Raw genomic sequence first — 25,089 nt, 5'->3', positions numbered from 1 at the left:
ATAAGGATGGTTTTTTTATGTTGTTACACTTCGGAAATATGACTTCAAATAAATGGATTATCACTCAAAACTAAGTGAAGATAATACATATTTTACCTCGTTGAAGTTCACTATCTTTGCAATCTGAAAAAATATACGAATTTAAATAAATATTATGCAAGACGGATTATTCGCAAACTTCCATACAAATAAAGGAGACATTCTAGTCGCTCTAGAATTTGAGAAAGCTCCAGGTACCGTAGGTAATTTTGTTGCCTTAGCCGAAGGTAATTTAGAGAATTCTGTAAAGCCTCAAGGTCAGCCATTTTATGACGGACTAAAATTTCATCGTGTGATACCAGATTTCATGATTCAAGGCGGATGCCCACAAGGCACCGGTACAGGAAATCCAGGGTATAAGTTTGATGATGAGTTTCATCCAGACTTAAAACATGATGGTCCTGGCGTTTTATCTATGGCAAATTCTGGTCCTGGCACCAATGGGAGCCAATTTTTTATTACGCACGTTGAAACGCCATGGTTAGATAATGCCCACACCGTTTTTGGTAAAGTAGTAGAAGGTCAAGATGTTGTAGATGCTATTGTACAAGGCGATAAGATTGAAACCTTGGAAATCGTGAGAAAAGGCGATGCTGCAGAAAAATTTAATGCCATTGAGGCGTTTCGAGTATTTGAAGGTTCAAGAGAAAAAAAGATCCAAGAAGCACGTGAAGCTGCGAAAGCAGAACTAGAGCAATTGGGAGCTGGGTTTGAAGAAACCAAAAGTGGTTTACGTTATAAAGTGATTCAAAAAGGCGATGGAAAACCAGCTAAAAAAGGCGATATGGTTTCTGTACATTATAAAGGTCAACTTGCTGACGGCACTGTTTTCGATTCTTCTTACAAACGCAACAAACCGTTAGATTTTCAAGTAGGTGTAGGTCAAGTGATTTCTGGTTGGGATGAAGGTATTTGTTTGTTAAACGTTGGTGATAAAGCCCGTTTAGTAATCCCAAGTGATCTTGGCTATGGCTCAGCAGGAGCAGGAGGAGTGATTCCTCCAAACGCGACTTTGGTTTTTGATGTCGAGTTAATGGCTGTAAAATAGAGCGATTTCTATCTAGTTTTAAAAAACGACAATAAAAGATTCAAACATTTAAGCCTGTGCTTATTTTTCTTCGGAAATGTGAGCACAGGTTTTTTTGTGTTGTTTTAAGAATGCTTTAGGACTCTAAAATGTCTTTATATTCTGAGAAGAATAATTCGAATTGGTTCATGGTCTCGTTAAAGAAGGTCATGACCTCTTGCCAGCTGTTCTTGTTGTGGATGGAGACCTTTTTATCTAAAAGAATATAAATTCTAGAGATTTCCTTTCCGTTTTCAAGAATGTAAGATTCGTCAAAAATGGCTTCAGGTAGATATTCTGAAATTAAAATAGATTTTAGCGCACTTAATTTTTCCCAATAGTTAATTCTATTTTCCAGATCATCTTCCAAGTCTAAGGCCACTAAAGCAGTTTTCGTGTCAAAATGAAATTTAAATGACAAACCTTTGATCTTTGTATCGTACAAAATCCATTTTCTAGGGAATGATTTTCCGAAGCTAGTCCAAAAATCTTGTCTCAGTTGTCTTGATTCTTCTTTTGTAAACATTGTGAAACTTTAATTGTGTTTAGCAAATCGTTTTTTGAAACTTCAGAAACGATAATTCTGAAATTTAGATTTTAAGCTTAGTTCATTAGCCATTGAAAGGCGTCTGGGAAATTATCGCGCCAAAGCTTTTCATTATGTTCACCACCTTCAATCACAGTAGATTTGATCTGCTTGTCCTTAATACCCTTCACCTTCAAAAGGGTGATTACCTTCTTCATGTCTGCTATCATAGTATCACTTTCCGCACTTCCTGCCATGAAATAAAATTTTGTGGATTTTAAAATTTCCGAAGTCTTAATAAAATCGTTTATTTCTGGATTAATCCAAAATGCAGGAGAGAATACACCTGCTTTGGTAAAGGTTTCGGGATATTTAATAACAGCGTATAGTGCCATTAATCCCCCAAGAGAAGACCCGAAAATAGTGGTAAACTTGGCACTACTTTTAGTTCTGTAAGTTTTATCAATTTCAGGTTTTACATTCTTGATGATGAATTGTAGAAAGAGGTCTCCGTTTCCGCCACCATGTTTTTCGTGCGAATAAGGCGTAAGTTCATCAATACGTTTATCATTACCATGCTCAATCCCGACGATGATGGCTTCCTTGTCCTTCGTGGTTAAAGAATCTAAATATTCATCAATCTCCCATTCGCCCGCATAGGAGGTTTTAGCATCAAACAGATTTTGTGCATCAAACATATAGATCACGGGATAAGACTTATTGGAATTTTTGTAGGATTTAGGTGTGTACACCCAAATTTTCTTTTTGATTCCTAAATCAGGTGAAGCAATATTAAATGTTGAGATTTGCTTTGAAGCAGTGCTTTGTGCATGAACAAATCCAGCGGTAAGCGCTATTAAAAGGAGACTGATTAAAAGTATTTTCATAATAAATAATCGTAGCCACGAAATTAATAAAAAGGACAGAATATAACCACGTGCATTTCATCGATAATGATATTTGAAAACCGAAAAATCGATGAAACACAAAATAATTATAAGTGATTGAAAAATAGTGATTTATATTTAAAAATCGCATGAACGTAGGGAAATTGCGACGAATTGCGATTTGTTTTTCGATAAGTGACGGATAATCAACGTTTATCAAAAGAAAAAACATTTTAAATTTATAATGAACATAATTGATATCCCTATAATGATAAACCGCGTCGAAAAATTAAGTCTCCTCTCCGAAATGATTGCTTTTGCGCAGAGTGATGATCAAATAAGATCTATAGAGTATAAGTTTCTCTATAGTATTGCCAAGCAATTGGATATATCTAAAGACGATTTTGACTATTTGTTTGATCATCCCGTAACCTATATTCATCTAAAATCGCATAGTGAGCGTATTGTGCAATTTCACAGATTGGTGTTATTAATGAATTTAGACCATGAGATCTCAAATAAAGAACTCGTGAAGGTTCATAACTTTGGCTTAAGAATGGGGTTAGGTCACGAATCTATAAATAGAGTATTAGACCTCATGGAAAGTTTTCCTAATAAAATGGTTCCGCCAGATTTCTTAATTGATATTTTTAAAGTGCAGTATAATTAAAATAGCACCATCCTAATTGTTTCAATTTCAGAAATAGGAGGGTAGAGCCACATTTATACCATCTCTAGAAATTTAAGATTTGAGCGTTTCCAATTTACCTTGATAACCTTTAATTTCATCACGTAACTGTGCCGCAATGATAAAGTCTAACGCTTTTGCAGCCTGTTCCATCATTTTACGTTTTTCTCGAATTTTCTTTTCGAGTTCACCTTTGGTTAGATATTCACTCTCTGGTTCAGCAGCCTTTGCTGCCTCTAATTCATAGCTATAGGTACTTACCGAGTTTCTCGCCAAAACGCTGTCTAAACTCTTTTTAAGAGCTGTTGGTGTAATGTTGTGTTTTGTATTGTAGGCGATCTGTTTTTCTCTACGATAATTGGTTTCATCAATCGTTTTTTGCATACTCTTGGTAATGGTATCGGCATACATAATGGCTTTACCGTTAAGATTTCTAGCGGCTCTACCAACAGTTTGAGTCAATGAGCGATTACTTCTAAGAAAACCTTCCTTATCTGCATCTAAAATCGCCACTAAAGATACCTCAGGAAGATCTAAGCCTTCGCGCAATAAGTTGACGCCTACCAAGACATCAAACAGACCCTTTCTAAGATCTTGCATGATTTCTACGCGTTCCAATGTGTCCACATCGCTATGTATATATCTGCATCTAATTTGAATACGGTCTAAGTATTTGGTCAATTCCTCGGCCATACGTTTGGTAAGTGTCGTCACCAAGGTGCGCTCATCTTTCTCAATACGTTGCTGCATTTCTTCTATTAAATCATCAATCTGATTCAAACTCGGTCTCACCTCTATGACGGGATCCAATAAACCTGTGGGACGTATGAGTTGTTCTACAAACACACCGTCAGTTTTTTGTAACTCATAATCCGCAGGAGTGGCACTTACATAAATCACTTGGTTTTGAAGTGCCTCAAATTCTTCAAATTTTAAAGGTCTATTATCCATCGCAGCGGGAAGCCTAAAACCGTATTCTACCAAATTTTCCTTTCGGCTACGGTCACCACCGTACATGGCATGTACTTGAGACACGGTCACGTGACTCTCATCAATCACCATTAAGAAATCTTCGGGAAAATAATCCAAAAGGCAGAACGGTCGTGTTCCAGGTTGACGGCCGTCTAAATAGCGAGAATAATTTTCAATACCAGAGCAGTAGCCCAATTCTCTAATCATTTCGAGATCAAACTCCGTACGCTCCTTGAGTCTTTTGGCCTCTAAGTGTTTACCAATGTCCTTGAAGTAATCGTGCTGTTTGACCAAATCATCTTGGATCTCTCTAATGGCACCCTGAAGTACATCAGGAGAGGTCACAAACATATTGGCAGGATACAGATTCAAACGGTCATAATGTTCGATGACCTCGTTGGTCTGTATATTAAATTGCTCAATATCTTCTATTTCATCGCCAAAGAAATGAATCCGAAAGGCATCATCGGCGTAGCTAGGAAAAACGTCAACAGTATCTCCCTTAATCCTGAAATTACCGTGGTTAAACTCAGCTTCGGTTCTAGAATACAAACTCTGGACCAAGCGGTGCAGTAAATCGGTTCTAGAAATTTGCTGATCGACTTCTAAGGAAATTACATTTTTCTGAAACTCTACGGGGTTTCCTATACCATAAAGACAAGATACCGATGCTACAACGATTACGTCTCTTCGACCTGACAATAAAGAAGACGTGGTACTGAGTCGCATTTTTTCGATTTCCTCATTAATAGAAAGATCCTTTTCAATATAAACACCAGAGACAGGAATGTAAGCTTCTGGCTGGTAGTAATCATAATAAGATACAAAATACTCTACAGCGTTATCAGGAAAAAACTGCTTAAATTCAGAGTATAGCTGTGCCGCTAACGTTTTATTGTGAGCCAAAACTAAGGTTGGTTTTTGTACGCTCTCTATAACGTTGGCTACAGTAAATGTTTTTCCCGAACCTGTCACACCAAGAAGGGTCTGAAATTTTTCTTGAGCGTTGATGCCTTCTGAAAGCTTTTTTATAGCTTGAGGTTGGTCTCCAGTAGGTTCGAATTCGGATTTGACTTTAAAGCGCATGCTATTGATTTTTACTGATAAATTTACAAAACGTGTGTCGGTCTTTCCGATTTAGATCAGGAAATAAGAATTTGATCATTTACTCTTTCAATTTGTTCTTGTTCGATGTGATTTTGAAATTCAAAAACTCAACAAAAAGTGAAAAGGCGATGGCAAAATAGAGATATCCTTTAGGAATTGCGCCCACTTTGTTTCCAAAGAGTTTCGTATCCGAAAGATGAGCTGCCTCTGTGATCAACATAAAACCAATCAATATTAGAAACGCCAAACCTAACATTTGAATACTTGGGTTTTTATCGATAAATCTTCGAATACCGTTGGCAAATCCAATCATGATGCCAATCGAGATCATTACCGCAACAATCATTAAAATCAGGGTGTAATTGTGATTAGGGTGCAAGCCATTGGTCATCCCAACCGCTGTTAAAATAGAATCTATCGAGAAAATAAAATCAATAAGCAGTATTTGAATGACGGCTTGAGTTAAAGAGGTGATTTTTTTCGATTTTAACTCTTCTTCATCCTCGTCTGGCCTCGAGGCCTTTTCTCTTATTTCAGAAGTGCTTTTATAAATTAAAAATAATCCACCGCCAAATAAGATAATGGCCTGCCAACTCACGTTAATGGTTAGCCAACTACTATCAAAGGAAAAGAAAGGCTCAGATAATCCAATTAAGAAGGATACAAAAAACAAGAGTAAAATACGCTGTACCATCGCTAATAGCAAACCAATATTTGTTGCTTTAGAGCGTTGATTTTCAGGTAATTTATTAGCGGCAATAGATATAAAAACAATATTGTCTATTCCTAAGATAATCTCTAAAAAAGTTAAAGTTAGAAGCGCAAAAACAGCGTCACTACTTAAAAGAAATTCCCACATATTATTTGATTTTTGTTGCTGTACCCTTTTCTATCCTTTTTTTCTTATACGGATCTTTCATGGCTAACTGATATTCAAAGGTATATGAATCTTTATTGGTGGTTAGAATTTTGAAGTGAATGGCCTTTTCTTCAGACTTATTTTTGGGGTTAAGCTTCGTTAATACAAACTCACAGTCGTTGATCCATCGTACGGAAGCAGAATCTACTTTATTCTCGTAATAATCGATATTTAGCTCCTCAGTTCGTACAAATTCTCCTTTTTTGTCAACGCCGTCTACTTGATACGTAAATTCAAACGTACCCGTTTTAAAGTCAGAACAATCGCGTTCTACTTGATAACAGCTTAAACAAAGCAGTAACGCTAATCCCGTTGCAATTCGTTCCATAAAAACATTTTTGCAAAATTACGAAACACAATACACTCACAGATATCAAAAGCGTTCAATTACTAACGCAAATCAAAATTGTTCAAAATTTTTAAATGTTCCGTCTTTGTAAAAAATCACAATACGCTCAATAGATCTATCGCCAGAATTTGAAACTTGTGGTATCATTTCTTTTACCGGTTTTGGTGCTTCGGAAATAGGAGCATCTGGAGTTACGGTCGTTTGCTTTTCTGATGAGGAAGGAAAAGTGCCTTTGCCATTTAGCAGCCAATACAATTCTACATCAGGAAAGGAGGAAAGTACCTTCAGTACAAAATCTAAACTTGGCTTATTTCTGCCCGAAAGAATATGTGAAATACTTGAACGTTGCACACCAATTTTTTCAGCAAAAGAGGATGCAGATTCGCCGTAAAAATCAATCACTTTTTGAAGCCTAATTATAAATTCTTCGTTGTTGATCATTGTAAACTCTGTTTTTGGTGGTAAGCCCTTTACAAAAGTAAACATATCTAAATTATAAAAGAAATTTACTTTGCAAACTATTATATTTTAATAAACTAATACTTTATAATATGTATTATATAATATTGATTTTAAATATTTTATAAGTTAATTTTAAATCACTAGTGTTTTACGTGCAACACGCCTCTATAAAATGATTACAAATGTAACTAATTAATCTATGAAGCATCACTTCTTAATGTTTACAATTGTAATATTCCAATTGTTTACCTTTGTAACCTCAATTGAAATACATGAACGCAGAGCAATTAAAAAATCTATTCAAGCGCTATAAAGAGCCTTCTCTTTTTGGGCGTTATATTCATAACGGTTCCATTGAAAAATGGCTTAGCGGTGCAATCCAAAAAAGCAAGATTGATGTTATAGGAAAATCGGTTCAGGGTCGAGATATTATTTCCATAACCATAGGAAAAGGTTCGAAAAAAATATTGATGTGGTCTCAGATGCACGGTAATGAAAGTACTACCACTAAGGCGGTATTTGATCTGCTGAACATTCTTGAGGGCGATAATGCGGTTTCTGATTTAATTCTGGACCAGTGTGAAATCAAGATCATTCCTATTTTAAATCCAGATGGAGCAAAAGCTTATACTCGAGAAAATGCAAATAGCGTAGACTTAAATCGAGATGCACAACAACTCTCACAGCCAGAAAGCAAGGTTCTTAGAGGGGTGTTTAATGATTTTAGTCCTGATTTCTGCTTCAATCTGCATGGGCAGCGAACCATTTTTGGTGCAGGTCTTACTGGTCAGTCTGCAACCGTGTCCTTTTTGTCTCCCGCACAGGATGAATTACGGAGTATCACGCAAACAAGAAAAATCGCAATGGAGCTCATAGCTGTAATGAATGCTCAGCTTCAACAGCAGATTCCTGCCTCTGTAGGTATTTATGATGATTCATTTAACGCGAACTGCGTTGGTGATACCTTTCAATCGCTACATGTTCCTACAGTGTTGTTTGAGGCAGGACATATGGATAACGATTATTCTCGAGAAAACACCCGTGAGCTTATCTGTCACTCTCTTTTAGTAGTTGTGAGGCATATCGCTATTGCTAAAACGCTTAAAGGTGATGTTCAAGGGTATTTTGATATTCCTAATAATGAAAAATGTTTTTATGATATTGTGATTCGGAATTCGGCACTTGGAGATATTGCCATACAATATGAAGAGCGATTGGAGGCTGACAATGTTGATTTTTGCCCTAAAGTGGTACGTATTGATGATTTAAGTAATTTTTATGGTCATATGGAAATCGATGCCAATGGTTTAGAGGTCTTGTCAGGAATTGGAGAGCCTTTAAAAGTGGATTCCGAAATCGATTTCGTAATGATGAATAATGAGAAATTCGCACTAAAACCAAAAAATATCTGAATTATTGTTGTATATCTTTAGTGAAAATGCTCTATTTTTGTAGAAAATCTAATAAAACTAAAAAATGGCAAAATTTAAATTGGATGACGTTGATCATCAGATTTTAGATATGTTAATTGACAATACCAGGATTCCTTTTACTGATATTGCAAAAAAATTGGTGATTTCAGCAGGGACGGTTCACGTGAGAGTTAAGAAAATGGAAGAAGCGGGCATCATTAAGGGGTCGTCTTTAACTTTGGATTATAAAAAACTTGGCTATGCTTTTATTGCATATGTTGGCGTGTTTTTAAATAATACGTCTCAGACCAAATTCGTTTTAGAACGTATTGCTGAAATTCCTCATGTTACTGTTGCGCATATCACTACAGGGAAATTCAATATCTTTTGTAAAGTGAGAGCTAAAAACACGTCTCATGCTAAGGATATCATCTTTATGTTAGATGATATTGAAGGTATCTACAGAACCGAAACAATGATCTCTATGGAGGAAAGTATCAACGATAAAAAACGTTTGATGCATACCATTTTTAATGACCTATAGCATTGAGAATATATAACGTATTAAAACCCTTTTTCATTCGTGTTAAAGGGTTTTTTGTTTTTTAATAAATTGAGTTGATGATGACAAAAGATGATTTAAACAATGACGAATATAATTTATTTTACCAATCTTATATTCAAAGAACTGGAAGCCTTGATCTGTATGAAGGCTTAAAGGTAAAAGGCAACGATACAATTAAATTTTTTGAGGGTGTTCCCGAGGATAAACTTAACTTTAGTTATGCTGAAGGTAAATGGACAATTAAAGAAATCTTGCAGCATCTTATAGATACCGAACGTGTTTTTGGGTATCGAGCATTATGCATTTCGAGAGGTGATCAAACGCTCTTTCCTGGCTTTGATCATGAGGCTTATGTAGTAAATTGTGACGCTAATGATCGTTCTATGCATGATCTCGTTAACGAGTATAAGGCGGTGCGTTTATCGACGCTAATGCTGTTTAACAGCTTTAGTGCAGATATGTTATTAAAGATGGGGACAGCAAGTAACAACAGTTTGTCGGTAAGGGCTTGTGGTTTTATCATTATTGGTCATGAGATGCATCATTGCCAAATTATAAAAGAAAAATATCTTTAAATAAAAAAAGTCACCCGATAGGGGTGGCTTTTTTATTTGCTTTATGTCTTTTGTGACTAGAATTGATATCTAATCCCTAAAGCGATATCGAAGTCAAGATCATCGTTACCGTAATTGCCGTCACCAAAGCCTATCTCAGGTCTAAAGTCAAGAGACAATAGTAATGGGATATCAAAATTGTATTCAATACCAACGTCACCAGCAGCAAATACAAATGTTTGGCTATCATCATTTCTATCAAAACGATCATCTTTGTCAAAGCTGTATGATGCTAAACCTGCGCCGGCTCCAGCATACCAGTTAAATCCGCCATCAATGTTCCATACCCATTGGTATAAACCTGCTAATTTAAAGCCGTCATAATTTTTACCGCTTCTTAATCCTAAATCAAATTCTAAACGATTATTATCGCCTAAACCTCTTTGGTAAGATACTTCTGCTCCAAAACCATCACTATCACCTAAACGTAGTCCTATCGCGTTTTCAGAGATCTCTTGAGCGTTAGACATTAATGTAAAACCAAGAACGGTCATGGTTAATAAAATTACTTTTTTCATATTGTTGAATTTATATTTAACTTATATTGACAACGAATGGTCGTCGTCATTTTTAACGGATCAAAACTATGTTAAAATTAATGAGGTTGATTGTTTTTAAGACAATTTTATAACAATTTTCAAGTAAGTATTAACTCAAATGTCAAAGGAAATCAACGTTGCGCTACAAGAGCTTGAGGCTAACCTGTCAGGAGAATTGTTTGTAGATGATTTAATGAGGTCGTTATATGCCACAGACGCATCGGTTTATCGAATGATGCCCTTGGCGGTGGCTGTTCCGAAGAGTACGTCTGATTTGAAGCAGCTTATCGATTTTGCGACGCAACACCGTGTCTCCCTAATTCCAAGAACTGCTGGCACTTCACTAGCAGGGCAGTGTGTGGGTAGGGGGATTATAGTGGACACCTCTAAATACTTCAACAGGATTCTAGATATCAATGAGAAAGAAAAAACTGTAACGGTACAGCCTGGTGTTGTTCGTGACGAGCTAAACAGTTATTTAAAGCCATTCGGTTTGTTTTTCGGGCCCAATACCTCGACGTCCAATCGTTGTATGATAGGAGGTATGGTTGGAAATAATTCCTCTGGCACCACTTCAATTAAATTCGGGGTGACGCGGGATAAAGTTTTGAAATTACACACCTTAATGGCGGACGGAACTGAGGTTGTTTTTTCTGACTTATCTGCTGTAGAGTTTGAAGCAAAAACAGAACTCAAAACCATGGAGGGTCATGTCTACAAGGTTTTAAAAACAGAGTTGTCTTCGGAAACGGTCCAAAATCAAATTCGGTCTCAATTTCCCAAATCAGAGATTCATAGAAGAAATACAGGGTATGCTATTGATGAGCTTATCAAAACTAGTGCATTCTCAACTGAAGAAAGCCCTTTTAACATGTGTGCATTGCTTGCTGGAAGTGAAGGAACACTTGCATTTACTACTCAGATCACGTTGAAGCTTGATGAGTTACCACCTTCGGAAACCTTAATTGTGGCAGCTCATTTCCGAAGTATTGAAGATTGTTTAACGTCGGTAGCATTGGTAATGCAGCATGATTTATACGGTTGTGAGATGATGGATAAAACCATTCTTGATCTCACAAAACACAATAAGGCCCAGCAAGTCAATCGTGAGTTTGTGGAGGGAGATCCGCAGGCTATTTTACTATGCGAAATCCGAGGAACATCTAAAACGGATACAGCTAAGCGCTCTGCTGAATTATTGACAAGTCTGCACGAGTCGCAATTGAGTTATGCCGCTCCAGTGCTTGAAGGGGCGGATATTGATAAAGCAATGGATCTTCGAAAAGCGGGGCTTGGTCTTTTAGGTAATATGATTGGAGATGAGAAAGCTGTGGCTTGCATTGAGGATACGGCTGTAGCATTGCCAGATTTATCAAATTATATTGCCGATTTTTCAAAATTGATGACTACTTATAAGCAAAGGCCCGTTTATTATGCCCACGCTGGTGCTGGTGAGTTGCATTTAAGACCCATACTCAATCTTAAAAAAGGAGCCGACGTGGTCAAATTCAGGAAAATAACCACAGATGTTGCGCATTTGGTGAAGCAATATGGCGGCTCTATGAGTGGTGAGCATGGCGACGGTATTGTGAGAGCTGAGTTTATACCAATGATGATTGGAGATGCTAATTATGCCATTTTAAAGAGAATAAAAGCGGCTTTTGATCCTGAGAACATTTTTAATCCCGGTAAAATAGTAGATGCTTTCCCTATGGATGCTGCTTTTCGCTATACTCCAGATCGCGTTGAGCCTGATATAGAAACGCTAATGGATTTTTCTTCTTCTAAAGGTATTTTAAGAGAGGCGGAGAAATGCAACGGTTCAGGAGATTGCAGGAAATTACCTGAATTTGGGGGTACGATGTGCCCTAGTTACAGAGCCACAAGAAATGAAAAAGATACTACAAGAGCGAGAGCCAATGCCTTACGGGAGTTCTTGACGAGGTCTGATAAAGCCAATAAGTTTGATCATGAAGAATTAAAAGACGTATTTGACCTTTGTTTGAGCTGTAAGGCCTGTGCAACAGAGTGTCCTAGTAGTGTGGACGTGGCGAGTTTGAAGGCTGAGTTTCAATATCAATACCAAAAATCAAACGGCATGAGTTGGCGTACAAAACTCTTTGCTTATAATAATAGATTAAATGCGTTAGGGAGTCTGATCCCGGCACTCACAAATTTCGTTTTTTCTAATTCGATTACTAGTAATTCTTTAAAAAAATCGTTTGACATTGCTTCTCAACGGACCTTGCCTTTAGTTTCAACTGAAAGTTTATATAAATGGCATAAAAAGCATATTAATCAAATATATAGAGACGAGTACGTAAAAACAGTTTATCTTTTTGTTGATGAATTTACCAACCATTTAGACACAAATATTGGCATTGATGCCATTGAGCTATTAGCCCGTTTAAATTATGACGTGAGGTTGGTGAAGCACAACGAATCAGGTCGGTCCTTTTTGTCAAAAGGATTATTAGAACAAGCTAAAAAAGTAGCTAATGCGAATGTGTCTATTTTTAAAGGATTGATTTCAGAAAATGCGCCGCTAATTGGTATTGAGCCTTCAGCTATTTTAACCTTTAAGGATGAATATTTACGTCTCGCTGATGATAAGACTTCTGCGGTGCACATTGCAAAGCACACGTTCTTAATTGAAGAATTCATTCAATCTGAAATAAAATTAGGTCACATTCAGCCTGAACAATTTTCTTCAGAAACAAAAAAGATAAAATTTCACGGCCATTGTCATCAAAAAGCGATGGTCAACCAAAAGTCAAGTTTTGCGATGTTAAGTCTTCCTTCAAACTACAGTGTTACCATCATCCCGAGTGGTTGTTGCGGAATGGCAGGTAGTTTTGGTTATGAAAAGGAGCATTATGAAGTGAGTATGCAGATCGGTGAGCAAACGCTGTTTCCTGCAATAAGAAAGGCAGAAGAGGAGGTTCTCATAGCTGCCAATGGGACGAGTTGTAGGCATCAAATTAAAGATGGCACAGGAAGAGAGGCGCTGCACCCTATAAGTATTTTACGAAAAGCCTTAATCTAGCTTTGCTTTCTTTTTTTTCTTTTTCTTTTGTTCAGGTTGAACCACGGTAATGGCAGCAATAAGATCTTTGACGTTCATATCCTTAATGTCTTCGTCTGCGTAAAAGGCTCTTAACTTATCATTGTTATAATTGTAGATTTTCCAACGCTTAAATTGATATTCTAAAGCAGTGAAATTTTCGATCCAATCTCCAGAGTTTAAATAGGTGGTCTTGCCCCATTTGTTTTGCATGGTCACCATTTTGGGCTGATGGATATGTCCGCAAATTACATAATCATAACCGTTTTCAATAGCGAGGTCAGAGGCTACTTTTTCAAAGTCATTGATGTATTTTATAGCGCCTTTTACACCGTTTTTAATCTTCTTTGAAAGTGAATACTTTTCTTTGCCCATTTTATCTAGGCACCAGTTAACAAGACGATTAAGTAGGATAAGGAAGTCATAGCCATAGCCGCCGAGTTTTGCAAGCCACTTGGCATTTTGAATAGAGACGTCAAACACATCACCGTGAAAGAACCACGCTTTTTTACCATCAAGTTCTAGTACAATTTTATCTACAATGGAGATGTTGCCAATAGTCATGTCGCTAAATTTCCGTAACATTTCATCGTGGTTTCCTGTGATGTAAATAATTTCTACACCGTCAGCAGACATGTCCATGATTTTTTTGATGACTCTTAAATGGGATTTTGGAAAGTAGCGCTTATTGAACTGCCAAATGTCGATAATATCACCGTTAAGAATCATTTTTTTAGGCTGTATGCTGTTGAGATAAGTTAATAGTTGTTTGGCGTGACACCCGTATGTACCAAGGTGAACGTCTGATATGACTGCTATTTCAACTTTTCTCCTGTTTTTCAAGAACTTCTGGTTTTATAACTACAAATAAATTGATTCAATTTGACTTAGAGATATTTTCCTAATTAACAAACAATGAGCAAATTGTTAAGCTAATGTTACTCGATTTATAAGCCGAGATTGTTCGTTTATGGATTTCGGTTTTTAATTCTGTGTTTTTAAGGTTATTTTAGCTAAAAATAGCAGGTATGGCAGGAAATTCCTTCGGAAAATTATTTAAGCTCACCACCTTTGGAGAGTCTCATGGCGCAGCAATTGGCGGTATTATAGATGGTTGCCCAGCTGGGTTAAAGTTGGACTTTGAGGCCATTCAAAATGAAATGAATCGCAGAAAACCAGGTCAGTCTGATATTGTAACTCAACGTAAAGAGCCAGATAGCGTGGTATTTCTATCTGGGGTTTTTGAAGGCGTAACAACAGGAACTCCCATTGGTTTTACGATTGAAAATACCAATCAAAAATCTAGGGATTATTCGCATATCAAAGAGGTTTACCGTCCCAGCCATGCCGATTATACTTACGAGAAAAAATACGGTGTTAGAGATTATCGAGGAGGCGGGCGCAGTTCTGCCAGAGAAACGGCATGTCGCGTTGTCGCAGGCGCTATTGCCAAGCAAATGATTTCAAAGATAAAAATTAACGCCTTTACCTCTTCAGTTGGTGACATTCATCTAGAAAAACCCTATCAGGACTTAGACTTTTCTCAAATAGAAAGTAACACGGTTCGTTGTCCAGATGCGATGGTTGCAGAACAAATGATTTCTAAAATAAAAGCGATTAAGAAAGATGGTGATACTGTTGGGGGTATTATTACTTGTGTCATTCAAAATGTACCGGTAGGTCTTGGGGAGCCTGTATTTGATAAATTACATGCAGAGTTAGGGAAGGCCATGCTATCAATCAATGCTGTAAAAGGGTTTGAATATGGTAGTGGTTTTGAAGGGGCAAGCTTAAAAGGTTCTGAGCATAATGACCTATTTAACCAAGACGGCTCTACTAAAACCAACCATTCTGGAGGGGTGCAAGGTGGTATTTCTAACGGGATGGACATTTATTTTAGAGTCGCTTTTAAGCCAGTTGCTACAGTTATTCAAAAACAAGACACTCTAGATAGTGACGGCAATATTGTTGAAATGCAGGGTAAAGGTAGGCATGATCCCTGTGTAGTGCCTAGAGCAATCCCCATCGTGGAAGCTATGGCAGCATTGGTTTTGGCCGATTACACATTACTAAGAAAGCAAGAGGCTTAGACAATTGGTTCGGATTCGATATTAGATTGACCTTCTAACATAAAACTATAATATTCTTTCAACAGGACGAAAATAAATTTCATGAAGAAACTAGCATTACATTGGAAAATTATCATTGGTATGGTGCTCGGCATCATTTGGGCTTTAATTTCAAGCTCCATGGGATGGAGTGCTTTTACTATAAATTGGATTGATCCATTTGGGACGATTTTCATCAATCTGCTAAAACTAATTGCGGTACCGCTGGTTTTATTTTCGATTATAAGTGGTGTTGCTAATATTGGAGATCCTTCAAGTTTAGGACGAATGGGAGGGAAGACTTTAGGGATCTATCTTTTGACAACAATCATGGCCATATCTTTAGGCTTACTATTGGTAAACACCTTTAAGCCCGGTAAATTGATGGACGAGCAAAGCCGTATAGATAACCGTATCAGCTACGAAATTTGGGCAGATGCTGAAGGCTATCAAATTAAAGATGGAATTAATTATTTAAAGGATCCAGCCTTTTTGGAGCGTGCCCAAGAAATTTCAGAATTATCCAAAAGTGAGCTTAAAGAAGCCTCTGTTGCCGATAAAATGCAAACTGCTGAAAAAAGTAAAGAGTCCACGCCATTACAGCCTTTAGTTGATATTGTACCAGACAATTTTTTCTCATCCTTAGCAGATAACGGAAGAATGCTTCAAATTATATTTTTCGCCATATTTTTTGGGGTGTGTTTATTGTTTATTCCTTCTGATAAGTCAAAACCTGTTCTAAAATTAGTAGATGGTATTAATGAGGTGTTTCTCAAAATGGTGGATATTGTGATGCAAGCGGCACCATTTTTTGTGTTTGCATTATTGGCAGGTGTAGTGTCTAAAATGGCTGGAAATGATATTGGAAAAGTACTCGAAATATTTAAAAGTTTGAGTTGGTATTCATTAACCGTTCTTGTGGGCTTGTTGATGATGATTTTCGTCATCTATCCTTTAATTCTAAAATTATTTGTGAAGCAAATTCCGTATACCGGATTTTTCAAATCCATGAGTCCGGCGCAAACCTTGGCATTTTCTACATCTAGTAGTGCGGCAACATTGCCTGTAACTATGGAATGTGTGGAGCAAAATTTAGGAGTCGATAAAAAAATCAGCAGTTTTGTTTTACCAATCGGTGCGACCGTTAATATGGACGGTACTAGTCTTTATCAAGCTGTTGCGGTTATTTTCTTAGCGCAAATCCACATGATTGATTTAACTATTGGTCAACAACTCACCGTGGTGCTCACAGCAACATTGGCGTCTATTGGTTCTGCAGCTGTACCTAGTGCAGGTTTGGTGATGCTAATTATCGTCTTAAGTTCAGTAGGTTTAAACCCTGCATGGATTGCCATCATTTTTCCAGTAGATCGCATTCTTGATATGTTTAGAACTGTAGTAAATGTCACAGGTGATGCGACAGTATGTTCAATTATTGCTGATGGCGAAAATATGCTAAACTATAAAGAAAAGGACCCTGCTGAAACATTCGATTTAGATTCTTAAAATTATTCTGATTGGGATACAGATTTCTAACTTTTATCTATCCCTGAAACGTGCACCTCAAAGATGATTTTTGCATTTTAAGAACCTTAAACAAAATTTTGAGGTCATTGGTCGAAAATGTTGTGATGATTTTGTAACCTCTATTATCTTTGAATTAATAATGTGCTATTAATCAGTGCTATAAAAGCATTTTTTTTTGATTAAATTATTTTAAAGTTTAATTAGTTGTTAAGTATAAAAGTCCTTTCGAAAGATTGGACTTTTGTATTTATATGAATGTATTTCACCACTAATCCAAAAATTTAGCCTTCAGTTCAGGTGTTGGGATCATGCAGTTTTCTTTTTTTCCAAACCATTGGTATCTGTTCTTAGCGATATAGTCATACACCCAATTTCTAATAAACGCTGGCACAATTAAGAATATAGACATGACGTTTCTGGGAAATCCTAAATGTTTAGAAATCTGAAGCGCAGCAGTCGATTTCATGGAGAGGCCTTTGTCTTTTGAGTAAAGTAGAATAGAATCTATCTTTTCGGTATCCACATCAAACTCATCAATAATGGTTTTGGCAGTTTCGCCTTGTAAAGGCGCAAATAAAAATTGATTTTGAGTATCGTGCTTAATAATATATTGAATGGCCGCATTGCAGAGATTGCAAACACCGTCAAATAGAATCAGTTTTTTGTTATTTGGTACCGTTTCATTCATTTGTTAAAGATATATCACACATTGGTAACATGACTACATCAAGTTTATGTTTAGTAGGTCTAAATTGAAAATACTTACTTCTTAACAGCTTCTACCAACTCTAGTAAATCTAAGTTTACATTGGTGGTAAACATGCCATAATTAACAATAGCCTTTCCTTTTTCTATGGTATCTACAGTACCCACAGCCTTACCGTCAAACATTCGCACACGATCGCCCAACCTTATGATAGGTTTCGGTTTTTCAATAGGTTTTGCTTTCGCTTTCGCCTCTTTTTTCTTTTTACGAATGACCTCTACCTTTTTCTCTGCCTCTTGTTTGATCTGTGTTTCCTTTGCCTTCTCTGCCTTTTTTTGTTTTGCAGATACTTTCTGTCGTTTTGAATTTTCAATTTGAACCAATCGGAACAACTCGTTCATCAGTGGGCGTTTCTTCTTATCGTCAAAATATTTTTCAGCCACATCATTCACTTTCTGTCCTAAATAGATCAAGCGCTGATTGCTGTCATACAATTCTTGAAAATTCTCTAATTTCTTTTGAACTTTGGCATTAACTTCTTCTAGCTTATCAGCTTCACTTTGTTTCTTTTTCTCGTTTTCTTTTAATGACCGTTCGGTTTTCTCCAGCTTACTTCGCTCTTTCTGAAGTTTGGCAATAGTAGCATCAAATCGAACTTTGCCACGCTCAATTTTCTTTTTTGCACGATTGATGAGACTGAAGGGAATGCCATTTTTTTGTGCAACTTCAAAAGTAAACGAGCTTCCGGCTTGCCCTAGTGCTAGTTTGAAAAGTGGTTCTAAACTCTTTTCATCAAAAAGCATATTGGCATTTTGCATAAAAGGCATTTCGTTGGCCAAAACTTTTAAGTTGGAGTAGTGGGTGGTGATAATTCCGAAGGCTTCACGATGGTAAAATTCTTCTAAGAAAGTTTCGGCTAAAGCACCACCAAGTTCAGGGTCACTTCCCGTACCAAACTCATCGATAAGAAAAAGCGTGTTTTTGTTACATTTCCGAAGAAAATAATTCATCTGTTTGAGTCTGTAACTATAGGTGCTCAAATGATTTTCTATAGATTGATTATCACCAATATCTGTCATGATCCTATCAAAAAAGCAGACATTGCTCTTTTCATGAACAGGAATCAAAAGTCCGCTCTGTAGCATGACCTGTAATAAGCCCATCGTTTTTAAAGTGATGCTCTTTCCGCCGGCATTTGGTCCAGAAATCACAATGATTCTATTGTCTTGAAAAAGATCAACAGATTGGGGATAGGTTTTCTTGCCTTCTTTTTTATTGGTTAGATAAAGTAAAGGGTGGTAGGCATCTCTAACCTCAAACTGGCGATCTGTATTGATGTTTGGTAAAATCGCTTCCATAGATTGCGCGTATTTTGCCTTAGCGAAAATAAGATCTATGTGGGTAAGAAAGGTCTGGTAATTTTCAAATAAAGATTTGTAAGGTCTCACAAACTCCGTAAGACGGCGTAAAATATGATCTACTTCCTCTTTTTCATCATACTCTAAATTATTGAGTTCTCGCGCATATTGAAAGGTGGTTTCGGGTTGAATATAAACAATACTTCCTGTCTTGCTATTGCCCATGATACTCCCCTTGACCTTGCGACGATACATGGCTTTAACGGCTAAAACACGTTTGTTTTCTACAACAGATTCTCTAATATCATCTAAATAATCAAGATTATGATAGGTATTAAGTGCCGAAGTAAAACTTTGATTGATTTTGCCTCTAACCGAGTTTATAGCTTTTCTAAGTTGGTAAAGGGTGTCAGAAGCGTTGTCCTTTACTTCACCAAAGCGATCAATGATACTATCAATTTCTTCAATAACTGATGTGGTAATCTCTATAAAGGAAGATTTTTGATAGAGGCTAGGATAATATTCTTTGAATTTTTTTAGAAATTTTAAAATCTCATTTGTGGTCAATGAGATGGAAGCTAAATTCTTAAAATGACTTGTGTCTAAAAATGAGTTTTCAATTTTAAGTAATTGTAGCTCTTTAGAAATGTCATCAAACCCATGATTGGGTATGCGGTTATCGTTATAAAAGGAGGACAGGTACTCATTAGTAAAATTCAACGACTTTACAATGGCGTCATGATTATTGTAAGGCGAAATGTTAAGCACTTCGGCCCGTCCTAAATTTGTAATTGCTAAATTTGAAACCTGCTCAAGGACCGCGTTAAATTCTAAATCCTTTAAGGTTTTTTGATGGATATGGATCATGTACTCTTTCCCCTAAAATTTGATAGGAATGCAAAGGTACTTATTAATGCAATAGAAATAAAATGTAGAGAAGTACTAGAGCTCTTCTTTTCTTTTATTAGTTTTCAAACAGAAATAATAGAATGTATACTTAGGCAAAAATGAACGTTAATATAGAAGACAGCTGGAAAGCAGAGTTAAGTACAGAATTTGAAAAACCATATTTTAAGAATTTAATAGATTTTGTTAAAGAGGAATATCGTCTCCACCAGTGCTTTCCGCCTGGTTCCGATATTTTTGCGGCTTTTGACCATTGTCCTTTTAATGATGTCAAGGTGGTGATCATAGGTCAAGATCCTTATCATGGAGAAGGGCAGGCCAACGGTTTATGTTTTTCTGTAAAAGATGGGGTTTCGCATCCACCGTCTCTAATCAATATTTTTAAGGAAATCGAGACCGATATCCATAAACCTTACCCAAAATCTGGAAATTTAGAAGCTTGGGCAAAACAAGGTGTGCTGTTATTGAATGCGACGTTGACCGTAAGGGCACATGAAGCAGGAAGCCATCAAAAAAAGGGTTGGGAGCAATTTACAGATGCTGTGATAAAATCGGTTAGTGACCATAAAAAGGAGGTGGTATTTTTACTTTGGGGTGGTTTTGCTAAGAAAAAAGCAAGCTTGATAGACGCTTCAAAGCATCATGTGTTAACATCAGGGCATCCATCTCCGTTGAGCGCAAATAGAGGGTATTGGTTTGGTAATAAAAATTTTAGTAAGACTAATGAGTTGCTAAGGCAATCTGGAAAACAAGTTATAGCGTGGTAGTTGTCTAAAAAAACAGAAATTAACTTCCAGTTGCAGCTAATTGAGAGGAAGCCAATTGCTTAGTAGTCACTTTTGGTTTTTCAACTTTGCTTAAGGTAGGCTTTGAGAGAACTGTTTTCGATTTTGTGTTTTTATTACAACTAAATATTAAAAGTAAAAAGTTGAGAGCAACTAGAGCAGAGATAATAAGGGTTATAGTTATAATCATATTTTAACAATTCTAATAATCACGCCATCGATTCGGTTATTCAAAAGTAAATAAATTTTTGAACATTAGAAAGTTATGACCTACATCTGTTAAAAAATTAACATTATAGCAGTGTCATTCAGCTTATAAATTGTGGAATTTTCAATATATCTAATGTTTGTAATTACAGCTTGAATACCAATTTGTTATAATCTACTTTATGATCAATAATATTTAGGCCGTGCAGTTTATTTTGAACGGTTTCCATAACCTCCTCTGAAATGACCTCTTGAGACCATTCTGTTAAATCTAACCAAGCTTGAACATCTTCCAATTTTTGATCATATCTTGAGGCAATGGTCTGATCGATATCAGGGATTTGTTTAAACTCAGAAGTTGTTTTGTTTATGATCTTCAGGATTTTAAGGATGTCTTCGGAGTGGTTTTCAAGAATTTCGTCTCTAACGGCAATCACAAAGCAAGGCCATGGTGTAGGACAATTTCCTATACGTCTAAAAACATCACTATCAACAAGCGGTTTCGTTGTGAATTTTTCCCACATAAAATAATCGGCACTTCCATCTGTCAATCCTTTTACGGCACCGTCTAAATCTTGAATCACTTCAAAGTCAAGATCTTTATCTAGGTCCCAGTTATGGTTTTGAGCATTGATATAAGCCATCAAGTGGGAACCAGAACCAAAACGACTAATTGCGGCTTTTGTTCCTTTTAAATCCGAAATTTCCTGATATTTAGAATTTTCGGCCACATGAATGCCCCATATTAAAGGGGATGACACAAAAATTTGCACAATTTTACTTGGGTTGCCATCAATAATATCTTTTGTAATGCCCTCTGTCAAAATAACGGCCATATCAATCTCTCCTTCTCTAAGTGCTTGGTTCATTTGGCCTGTGCCACCAAAGTAATCTTTCCATCTTAAGTTGATGCCTACATCTTTAAAATCGCCATTTTTAAGGCCTAAATACCACGCAAGATTGAAGTGTTCTGGGACACCTCCTATATTTATTTTTTTCAAACTGTCTTTATTAATTCAACTAAGTTAAAGTTACGATTTTATTCAATGTATATAAAATCAAATCGTCGACCACTTCTTTTGGTCTAGAGCTAAACTGCCCAGTGGCTCTGTTGGCTATAATGGCGTTCATGGAAAGGGCACGGTGACCCAATAAAAGTGCGAGTCCGTAGATGCCTGCTGTTTCCATTTCTAAATTGGTAATGGGTTTACCATCATAATTAAAACTGGCCAGTGTGTCATTAAGATGTTCGTCTTCAAGTTTAAGTCTTAGGGTACGACCCTGTGGCCCATAAAAACCAACGTTAGTTCCAGTAAAGCCTATGTGTGTGTGATCTCCTTTAAAATGATCTAAAAGTTCTGCGTTGGCCTTAACAACATAAGGATCTGATTTGTGAGTAGACCAATTGGTGTGCACTTTTAAGGCTTCGGAAATGGGATGATCTTGAATATTTTGGCTGTCATAAAAATGCAATAAGCTATCAAACCCAGCGGCAAATTCGCTAATGAGAACAGCGTCTATGGGGATGTGCTTTTGGATAGACCCAGAGGTTCCTACTCTAACAATCGTTAAACTGGTATGGTTTGATTTGATTTCACGACGTTCTAAATCGATATTGACCAAAGCATCTAGCTCATTTAAAACAATATCGATATTATCAGTTCCAATACCCGTTGAGATTACTGTAAGTCGTTTGCCTTTGTAGGTTCCTGTCTGCGTATGAAATTCTCGCTTCCTGGTTTTGAAATCAATGGTATCAAAATGACGTGTAACTGCGTCTACGCGATCTGGATCACCAACGGTAATAATGGTTTGAGCAATATGTTCTGGTCTAATATTGAGATGGTAAATGCTACCATCAGGGTTCAAGATCAGTTCGCTGTCTTTAATTGGCATTCGTTGATGATTTAATGAGTTTATTCATGTCGACATTAAATTGGAAGTCTGAGCGTTTAATGCCTCCGTAAGCAATATCATCATTTATTTTCGATGCAAAGTTTTTCGAACCCAAAAGGGCCTCATGGCCAAGCCTATTGAGAACGATTTTATCTTCAGACTCATCAAAAAAGAGACTCAAATTATTGATTTTTCGTTTAAGTTGAAGATCACCGTAGCCATAATAGCCTTGGTAGTTTAAGATATAGCCCAGTAAATGGTGTCTTGATTTAATGTCTTTAGATTTAATGATCTCTAAAATATTGCGCTGAATGAGATTAAGTCCAGACTTGGAGTCTGGAAACCGTTGTAAATGTGCTTTAAGACAGTTGCTCAAGTATTTGAAGGAAGAATTTTTTACGATGTAGGGCTTAAACAAGTTATGATCTTTTCCGCAGTACGTGCGCCACAGCGAGATGGCTAAATCCCGATCTTCGAGGGTCATTTTTATTTTTTCCTTGTAATGTTTTAAAAGTTGACTTTTATTTAATTCGGCCAAACCTTTCAATTCCTTTTCGCCTTCAATTCTGCCGCTGCACACCAGGTAAAGAGGCAAGTTGATTTCTCTTTGATGTATCAGGCTCATAACTGCAATAAGATTGATATGGCAGAACAGATCATATTCAAACCAAAGTACAATTTCACTATATTTTTCTACAGCATTCAGTTTTTTAAGTTCTGCCTTAAACTGAACAACGTCTAACTCAATATCGTAATAGTGATTTAAGAATTTTGTACGTGCGGCTATAAATTCTTCAGAATCTATTCCTGCTACGGTAGGACCTTCACACAGCATCTCATGCCAAGTAAGTATGTCACCTTCAATTTCTAATTCCGATAGATAGTCTGTTAAAACTTGTCCGTTGGTAACGTGTAAAGTCTTACTCATTAACCACCTACGCGTTTAACATTAAACCCCTTATCTTTCAATATCTCCATAATTTGAGTGCGATAATCGCCTTGAATGATTATTTTTTCGTTTTTATAACTGCCGCCAACACTTAGTTTTTGTTTCAGCTCTTTCGCAAGAAGCTTAAAATCCTCATCCGCTCCGGTATAACCTTCTAATATTGTGATGGGCTTGCCTTTTCTTTTTTCGTATTTACAAATAATGGGATCATCTTGAAGCCAAAGATCAGTTCCCTCCTCATTTTTTTCTTCGGAAATATCCTCCGTTTCATGTTCGGGGAAAAGGTTTTTAAGTTGGTCTTTTAAATCCATTAGCTCTTCATTTAAAAATTATATTGTTGGTTAACGAGAAGTGGGTATTAATTCTATTTCCTATAGGAACGATTTCAATTTTTAAAATCACTTTTTAAGTCCCAATTCAATGAGTCTTTCATTTAAAAATTCTCCCGCGGTAATATCTTCGTATAATTTTGGGTGATCGGCATCGATGCAGCTTTCAAGCACATCCAATTTCATCTCGCTAATAGGATGCATAAAAAAGGGAATGGAGTAGCGTGATGTGCCCCAGAGTTCTCTTGGAGGGTTCACCACACGATGTATCGTTGATTTTAGTTTGTTATTGGTATGTCTTGAGAGCATATCTCCTACGTTTATCATCAGTTCATCTGGTTCTGCAATGGCATCAATCCAGTCGCCATTGTTGTTTTGAACTTGTAACCCTCTACCTTGAGCGCCCATTAATAAGGTGATCAAATTAATATCTCCGTGCGCTGCAGCACGAACCGCATTATCTGGTTCTTGAAGAATTGGCGGGTAGTGGATAGGTCTTAAAATGGAATTTCCATTATGAATATAATTATCAAAATAGGTTTCTTCCAAATCGAGAAATAACGCTAAGGATCTTAGTACATATTTTGCCGTTTTCTCTAGCATTTGATAGGTTTCCTTACCAACAGCGTTAAATTCAGGAACTTCTTTGACTTGAACATTTTCTGGGTATTCTTTCGCGCGCTCAGGATCGTCTTCAACGTATTGGCCAAAATGCCAAAACTCTTTTAAATCCCCTTCCTTTTTGCCTTTGGCGCTCTCTTTTCCGAAGGACACATAACCTCTTTGACCTCCAATGCCGTCAATTTCATAGTTGCGCTTAGTCTCCACCGGAAGTTCAAAAAAGTGTTTGACTTCTTTGTAAAGATGATCTACCAAGGCGTCATTAAGAAAATGACCTTTAAGCGCAACAAAGCCAATATCCTCATAAGCTTTGCCGATGTCATTGATGAATTTTTGTTTTTTATCTGGGTCTTCAGATAAAAAATCCTGAAGGTTGACACTAGGTATTCTGTTCATCTCTAAAAATGGGATTAATTAAATCGATCTTAACAAAAGTAGCGAAAATACTCATTAATTCATAGTTGCTATCCCTCCAAAAAAATGGATAA

At 36.7% G+C, this 25,089-nt stretch carries 24 protein-coding genes; 9 read left to right on the top strand and 15 right to left on the bottom strand.

The annotated features are described in order from the left end of the window. The first annotated feature begins 154 nt into the window (after positions 1-154). Positions 155-1,087, top strand: a complete 933-nt coding sequence (locus P176_RS0100540; RefSeq protein ID WP_026752871.1) for a peptidylprolyl isomerase — start codon at positions 155-157, stop codon at positions 1,085-1,087. 115 nt (positions 1,088-1,202) lie between these two features. On the opposite strand, the gene P176_RS0100535 is transcribed toward P176_RS0100540, so the two are convergent. After that, entirely contained in the window at positions 1,203-1,631 is a 429-nt protein-coding gene (locus tag P176_RS0100535; RefSeq protein WP_026752870.1) for a DUF4268 domain-containing protein, read from the bottom strand. 77 nt (positions 1,632-1,708) lie between these two features. Next, positions 1,709-2,518 (bottom strand): alpha/beta hydrolase, encoded by an 810-nt coding sequence (locus tag P176_RS0100530; protein ID WP_037348595.1) that lies wholly within the window; start codon positions 2,516-2,518, stop codon positions 1,709-1,711. A 268-nt stretch (positions 2,519-2,786) separates the two neighbouring features. Between P176_RS0100530 and P176_RS0100525 the strand changes: the two genes are divergently transcribed. Further along, positions 2,787-3,188, top strand: a complete 402-nt coding sequence (locus P176_RS0100525) for a hypothetical protein (RefSeq protein ID WP_026752868.1) — start codon at positions 2,787-2,789, stop codon at positions 3,186-3,188. A gap of 72 nt (positions 3,189-3,260) precedes the next feature. Here P176_RS0100525 and uvrB read toward each other — a convergent pair whose 3' ends face one another. The 4 genes from uvrB to P176_RS0100505 form a co-directional block, all read right to left on the bottom strand. Continuing rightward, positions 3,261-5,264 carry an excinuclease ABC subunit UvrB gene (gene uvrB, locus P176_RS0100520; RefSeq protein ID WP_026752867.1) on the bottom strand — a complete coding sequence of 668 codons (2,004 nt, stop codon included), beginning with the start codon at positions 5,262-5,264 and terminating at the stop codon, positions 3,261-3,263. Between the two features lie 79 nt (positions 5,265-5,343). Then, positions 5,344-6,144: a TerC family protein gene (locus tag P176_RS0100515; RefSeq protein WP_026752866.1), complete on the bottom strand. Its 801-nt coding sequence runs from the start codon at positions 6,142-6,144 to the stop codon at positions 5,344-5,346. Between the two features lies 1 nt (position 6,145). Beyond that, entirely contained in the window at positions 6,146-6,532 is a 387-nt protein-coding gene (locus tag P176_RS0100510; RefSeq protein WP_026752865.1) for a hypothetical protein, read from the bottom strand. A 72-nt stretch (positions 6,533-6,604) separates the two neighbouring features. Further along, on the bottom strand, positions 6,605-6,994 hold the full coding sequence (locus tag P176_RS0100505) for a helix-turn-helix transcriptional regulator (protein WP_026752864.1): 390 nt from the start codon (positions 6,992-6,994) through the stop codon (positions 6,605-6,607). Positions 6,995-7,287: 293 nt separating this feature from the next. Here P176_RS0100505 and P176_RS0100500 point away from each other — a divergent pair, with 293 nt between their 5' ends. From P176_RS0100500 to P176_RS0100490, 3 genes are all read left to right on the top strand, one after another. After that, positions 7,288-8,427 carry a M14 family zinc carboxypeptidase gene (locus tag P176_RS0100500; protein WP_026752863.1) on the top strand — a complete coding sequence of 380 codons (1,140 nt, stop codon included), beginning with the start codon at positions 7,288-7,290 and terminating at the stop codon, positions 8,425-8,427. A 64-nt stretch (positions 8,428-8,491) separates the two neighbouring features. Then, positions 8,492-8,971: an Lrp/AsnC family transcriptional regulator gene (locus P176_RS0100495; RefSeq protein WP_026752862.1), complete on the top strand. Its 480-nt coding sequence runs from the start codon at positions 8,492-8,494 to the stop codon at positions 8,969-8,971. Between the two features lie 77 nt (positions 8,972-9,048). Then, positions 9,049-9,567, top strand: coding sequence for a DinB family protein (locus P176_RS0100490; protein WP_369793735.1), 519 nt, complete (start codon positions 9,049-9,051; stop codon positions 9,565-9,567). A 56-nt stretch (positions 9,568-9,623) separates the two neighbouring features. Here the strand turns inward: P176_RS0100490 and P176_RS0100485 are convergent, their stop codons facing one another. Continuing rightward, positions 9,624-10,124, bottom strand: coding sequence for a hypothetical protein (locus P176_RS0100485; protein WP_026752860.1), 501 nt, complete (start codon positions 10,122-10,124; stop codon positions 9,624-9,626). A 139-nt stretch (positions 10,125-10,263) separates the two neighbouring features. On the opposite strand from P176_RS0100485, the gene P176_RS0100480 reads away from it, so the two are divergent. After that, positions 10,264-13,191 (top strand): FAD-binding and (Fe-S)-binding domain-containing protein, encoded by a 2,928-nt coding sequence (locus P176_RS0100480; RefSeq protein WP_026752859.1) that lies wholly within the window; start codon positions 10,264-10,266, stop codon positions 13,189-13,191. Here the strand turns inward: P176_RS0100480 and P176_RS0100475 are convergent. Continuing rightward, positions 13,183-14,052, bottom strand: a complete 870-nt coding sequence (locus P176_RS0100475) for a UDP-2,3-diacylglucosamine diphosphatase (RefSeq protein ID WP_026752858.1) — start codon at positions 14,050-14,052, stop codon at positions 13,183-13,185. The genes P176_RS0100480 and P176_RS0100475 overlap by 9 nt on opposite strands. Positions 14,053-14,237: 185 nt before the next feature. On the opposite strand from P176_RS0100475, the gene aroC reads away from it, so the two are divergent. Together aroC and P176_RS0100465 are read left to right on the top strand one after the other, a co-directional pair. Further along, positions 14,238-15,299, top strand: a complete 1,062-nt coding sequence (gene aroC, locus P176_RS0100470; RefSeq protein WP_026752857.1) for a chorismate synthase — start codon at positions 14,238-14,240, stop codon at positions 15,297-15,299. 81 nt (positions 15,300-15,380) lie between these two features. Next, the gene (locus tag P176_RS0100465; protein WP_026752856.1) at positions 15,381-16,823 is read left to right on the top strand and encodes a dicarboxylate/amino acid:cation symporter; all 1,443 of its coding nucleotides are present in this window, start codon (positions 15,381-15,383) and stop codon (positions 16,821-16,823) included. Between the two features lie 289 nt (positions 16,824-17,112). On the opposite strand, the gene P176_RS0100460 is transcribed toward P176_RS0100465, so the two are convergent. Both P176_RS0100460 and P176_RS0100455 read right to left on the bottom strand, forming a co-directional pair. Next, entirely contained in the window at positions 17,113-17,532 is a 420-nt protein-coding gene (locus tag P176_RS0100460) for a thiol-disulfide oxidoreductase DCC family protein (protein WP_026752855.1), read from the bottom strand. A 74-nt stretch (positions 17,533-17,606) separates the two neighbouring features. Next, positions 17,607-19,775, bottom strand: a complete 2,169-nt coding sequence (locus tag P176_RS0100455; protein ID WP_026752854.1) for a DNA mismatch repair protein MutS — start codon at positions 19,773-19,775, stop codon at positions 17,607-17,609. A 140-nt stretch (positions 19,776-19,915) separates the two neighbouring features. On the opposite strand from P176_RS0100455, the gene P176_RS0100445 reads away from it, so the two are divergent. Beyond that, entirely contained in the window at positions 19,916-20,581 is a 666-nt protein-coding gene (locus P176_RS0100445; protein WP_026752853.1) for a uracil-DNA glycosylase, read from the top strand. Positions 20,582-20,952: 371 nt separating this feature from the next. On the opposite strand, the gene P176_RS0100440 is transcribed toward P176_RS0100445, so the two are convergent. From P176_RS0100440 to P176_RS0100420, 5 genes are all read right to left on the bottom strand, one after another. Beyond that, on the bottom strand, positions 20,953-21,807 hold the full coding sequence (locus tag P176_RS0100440; RefSeq protein ID WP_026752852.1) for a substrate-binding domain-containing protein: 855 nt from the start codon (positions 21,805-21,807) through the stop codon (positions 20,953-20,955). Positions 21,808-21,826: 19 nt separating this feature from the next. Continuing rightward, positions 21,827-22,702: a nucleoside phosphorylase gene (locus P176_RS0100435; protein WP_026752851.1), complete on the bottom strand. Its 876-nt coding sequence runs from the start codon at positions 22,700-22,702 to the stop codon at positions 21,827-21,829. After that, entirely contained in the window at positions 22,692-23,630 is a 939-nt protein-coding gene (locus P176_RS0100430; protein ID WP_026752850.1) for a DUF1835 domain-containing protein, read from the bottom strand. The genes P176_RS0100435 and P176_RS0100430 overlap by 11 nt, the downstream gene beginning before the upstream one ends. After that, positions 23,630-23,962: a translation initiation factor gene (locus P176_RS0100425; RefSeq protein WP_026752849.1), complete on the bottom strand. Its 333-nt coding sequence runs from the start codon at positions 23,960-23,962 to the stop codon at positions 23,630-23,632. Before P176_RS0100425 ends, P176_RS0100430 begins: the two co-directional genes overlap by 1 nt. Before the next feature lie 87 nt (positions 23,963-24,049). Continuing rightward, a complete protein-coding gene (locus tag P176_RS0100420) occupies positions 24,050-24,997 on the bottom strand; it encodes an isopenicillin N synthase family oxygenase (RefSeq protein ID WP_026752848.1) in 948 nt (315 codons plus the stop codon). Positions 24,998-25,089 lie beyond the last annotated feature (92 nt).

Origin of the sequence: Sediminibacter sp. Hel_I_10 (genome assembly GCF_000688335.1) — a bacterium.
Taxonomy (GTDB): domain Bacteria; phylum Bacteroidota; class Bacteroidia; order Flavobacteriales; family Flavobacteriaceae; genus Psychroserpens.
Note: the sequence above shows the minus strand (reverse complement) of the source record. Positions and strands in the feature narration are given on the sequence as shown.

Bases quoted from the DNA above. Each gene is read 5' to 3' on its own strand.
- P176_RS0100540 (WP_026752871.1), top strand. From the start codon at position 155: ATGCAAGACGGATTATTCGCAAACTTCCATACAAATAAAGGAGACATT.
- P176_RS0100535 (WP_026752870.1), bottom strand. From the start codon at position 1,631: ATGTTTACAAAAGAAGAATCAAGACAACTGAGACAAGATTTTTGGACT.
- P176_RS0100530 (WP_037348595.1), bottom strand. From the start codon at position 2,518: ATGAAAATACTTTTAATCAGTCTCCTTTTAATAGCGCTTACCGCTGGA.
- P176_RS0100525 (WP_026752868.1), top strand. From the start codon at position 2,787: ATGATAAACCGCGTCGAAAAATTAAGTCTCCTCTCCGAAATGATTGCT.
- uvrB (WP_026752867.1), bottom strand. From the start codon at position 5,264: ATGCGCTTTAAAGTCAAATCCGAATTCGAACCTACTGGAGACCAACCT.
- P176_RS0100515 (WP_026752866.1), bottom strand. From the start codon at position 6,144: ATGTGGGAATTTCTTTTAAGTAGTGACGCTGTTTTTGCGCTTCTAACT.
- P176_RS0100510 (WP_026752865.1), bottom strand. From the start codon at position 6,532: ATGGAACGAATTGCAACGGGATTAGCGTTACTGCTTTGTTTAAGCTGT.
- P176_RS0100505 (WP_026752864.1), bottom strand. From the start codon at position 6,994: ATGATCAACAACGAAGAATTTATAATTAGGCTTCAAAAAGTGATTGAT.
- P176_RS0100500 (WP_026752863.1), top strand. From the start codon at position 7,288: ATGAACGCAGAGCAATTAAAAAATCTATTCAAGCGCTATAAAGAGCCT.
- P176_RS0100495 (WP_026752862.1), top strand. From the start codon at position 8,492: ATGGCAAAATTTAAATTGGATGACGTTGATCATCAGATTTTAGATATG.
- P176_RS0100490 (WP_369793735.1), top strand. From the start codon at position 9,049: ATGATGACAAAAGATGATTTAAACAATGACGAATATAATTTATTTTAC.
- P176_RS0100485 (WP_026752860.1), bottom strand. From the start codon at position 10,124: ATGAAAAAAGTAATTTTATTAACCATGACCGTTCTTGGTTTTACATTA.
- P176_RS0100480 (WP_026752859.1), top strand. From the start codon at position 10,264: ATGTCAAAGGAAATCAACGTTGCGCTACAAGAGCTTGAGGCTAACCTG.
- aroC (WP_026752857.1), top strand. From the start codon at position 14,238: ATGGCAGGAAATTCCTTCGGAAAATTATTTAAGCTCACCACCTTTGGA.
- P176_RS0100465 (WP_026752856.1), top strand. From the start codon at position 15,381: ATGAAGAAACTAGCATTACATTGGAAAATTATCATTGGTATGGTGCTC.
- P176_RS0100460 (WP_026752855.1), bottom strand. From the start codon at position 17,532: ATGAATGAAACGGTACCAAATAACAAAAAACTGATTCTATTTGACGGT.
- P176_RS0100455 (WP_026752854.1), bottom strand. From the start codon at position 19,775: ATGATCCATATCCATCAAAAAACCTTAAAGGATTTAGAATTTAACGCG.
- P176_RS0100445 (WP_026752853.1), top strand. From the start codon at position 19,916: ATGAACGTTAATATAGAAGACAGCTGGAAAGCAGAGTTAAGTACAGAA.
- P176_RS0100435 (WP_026752851.1), bottom strand. From the start codon at position 22,702: ATGCCAATTAAAGACAGCGAACTGATCTTGAACCCTGATGGTAGCATT.
- P176_RS0100430 (WP_026752850.1), bottom strand. From the start codon at position 23,630: ATGAGTAAGACTTTACACGTTACCAACGGACAAGTTTTAACAGACTAT.
- P176_RS0100425 (WP_026752849.1), bottom strand. From the start codon at position 23,962: ATGGATTTAAAAGACCAACTTAAAAACCTTTTCCCCGAACATGAAACG.
- P176_RS0100420 (WP_026752848.1), bottom strand. From the start codon at position 24,997: ATGAACAGAATACCTAGTGTCAACCTTCAGGATTTTTTATCTGAAGAC.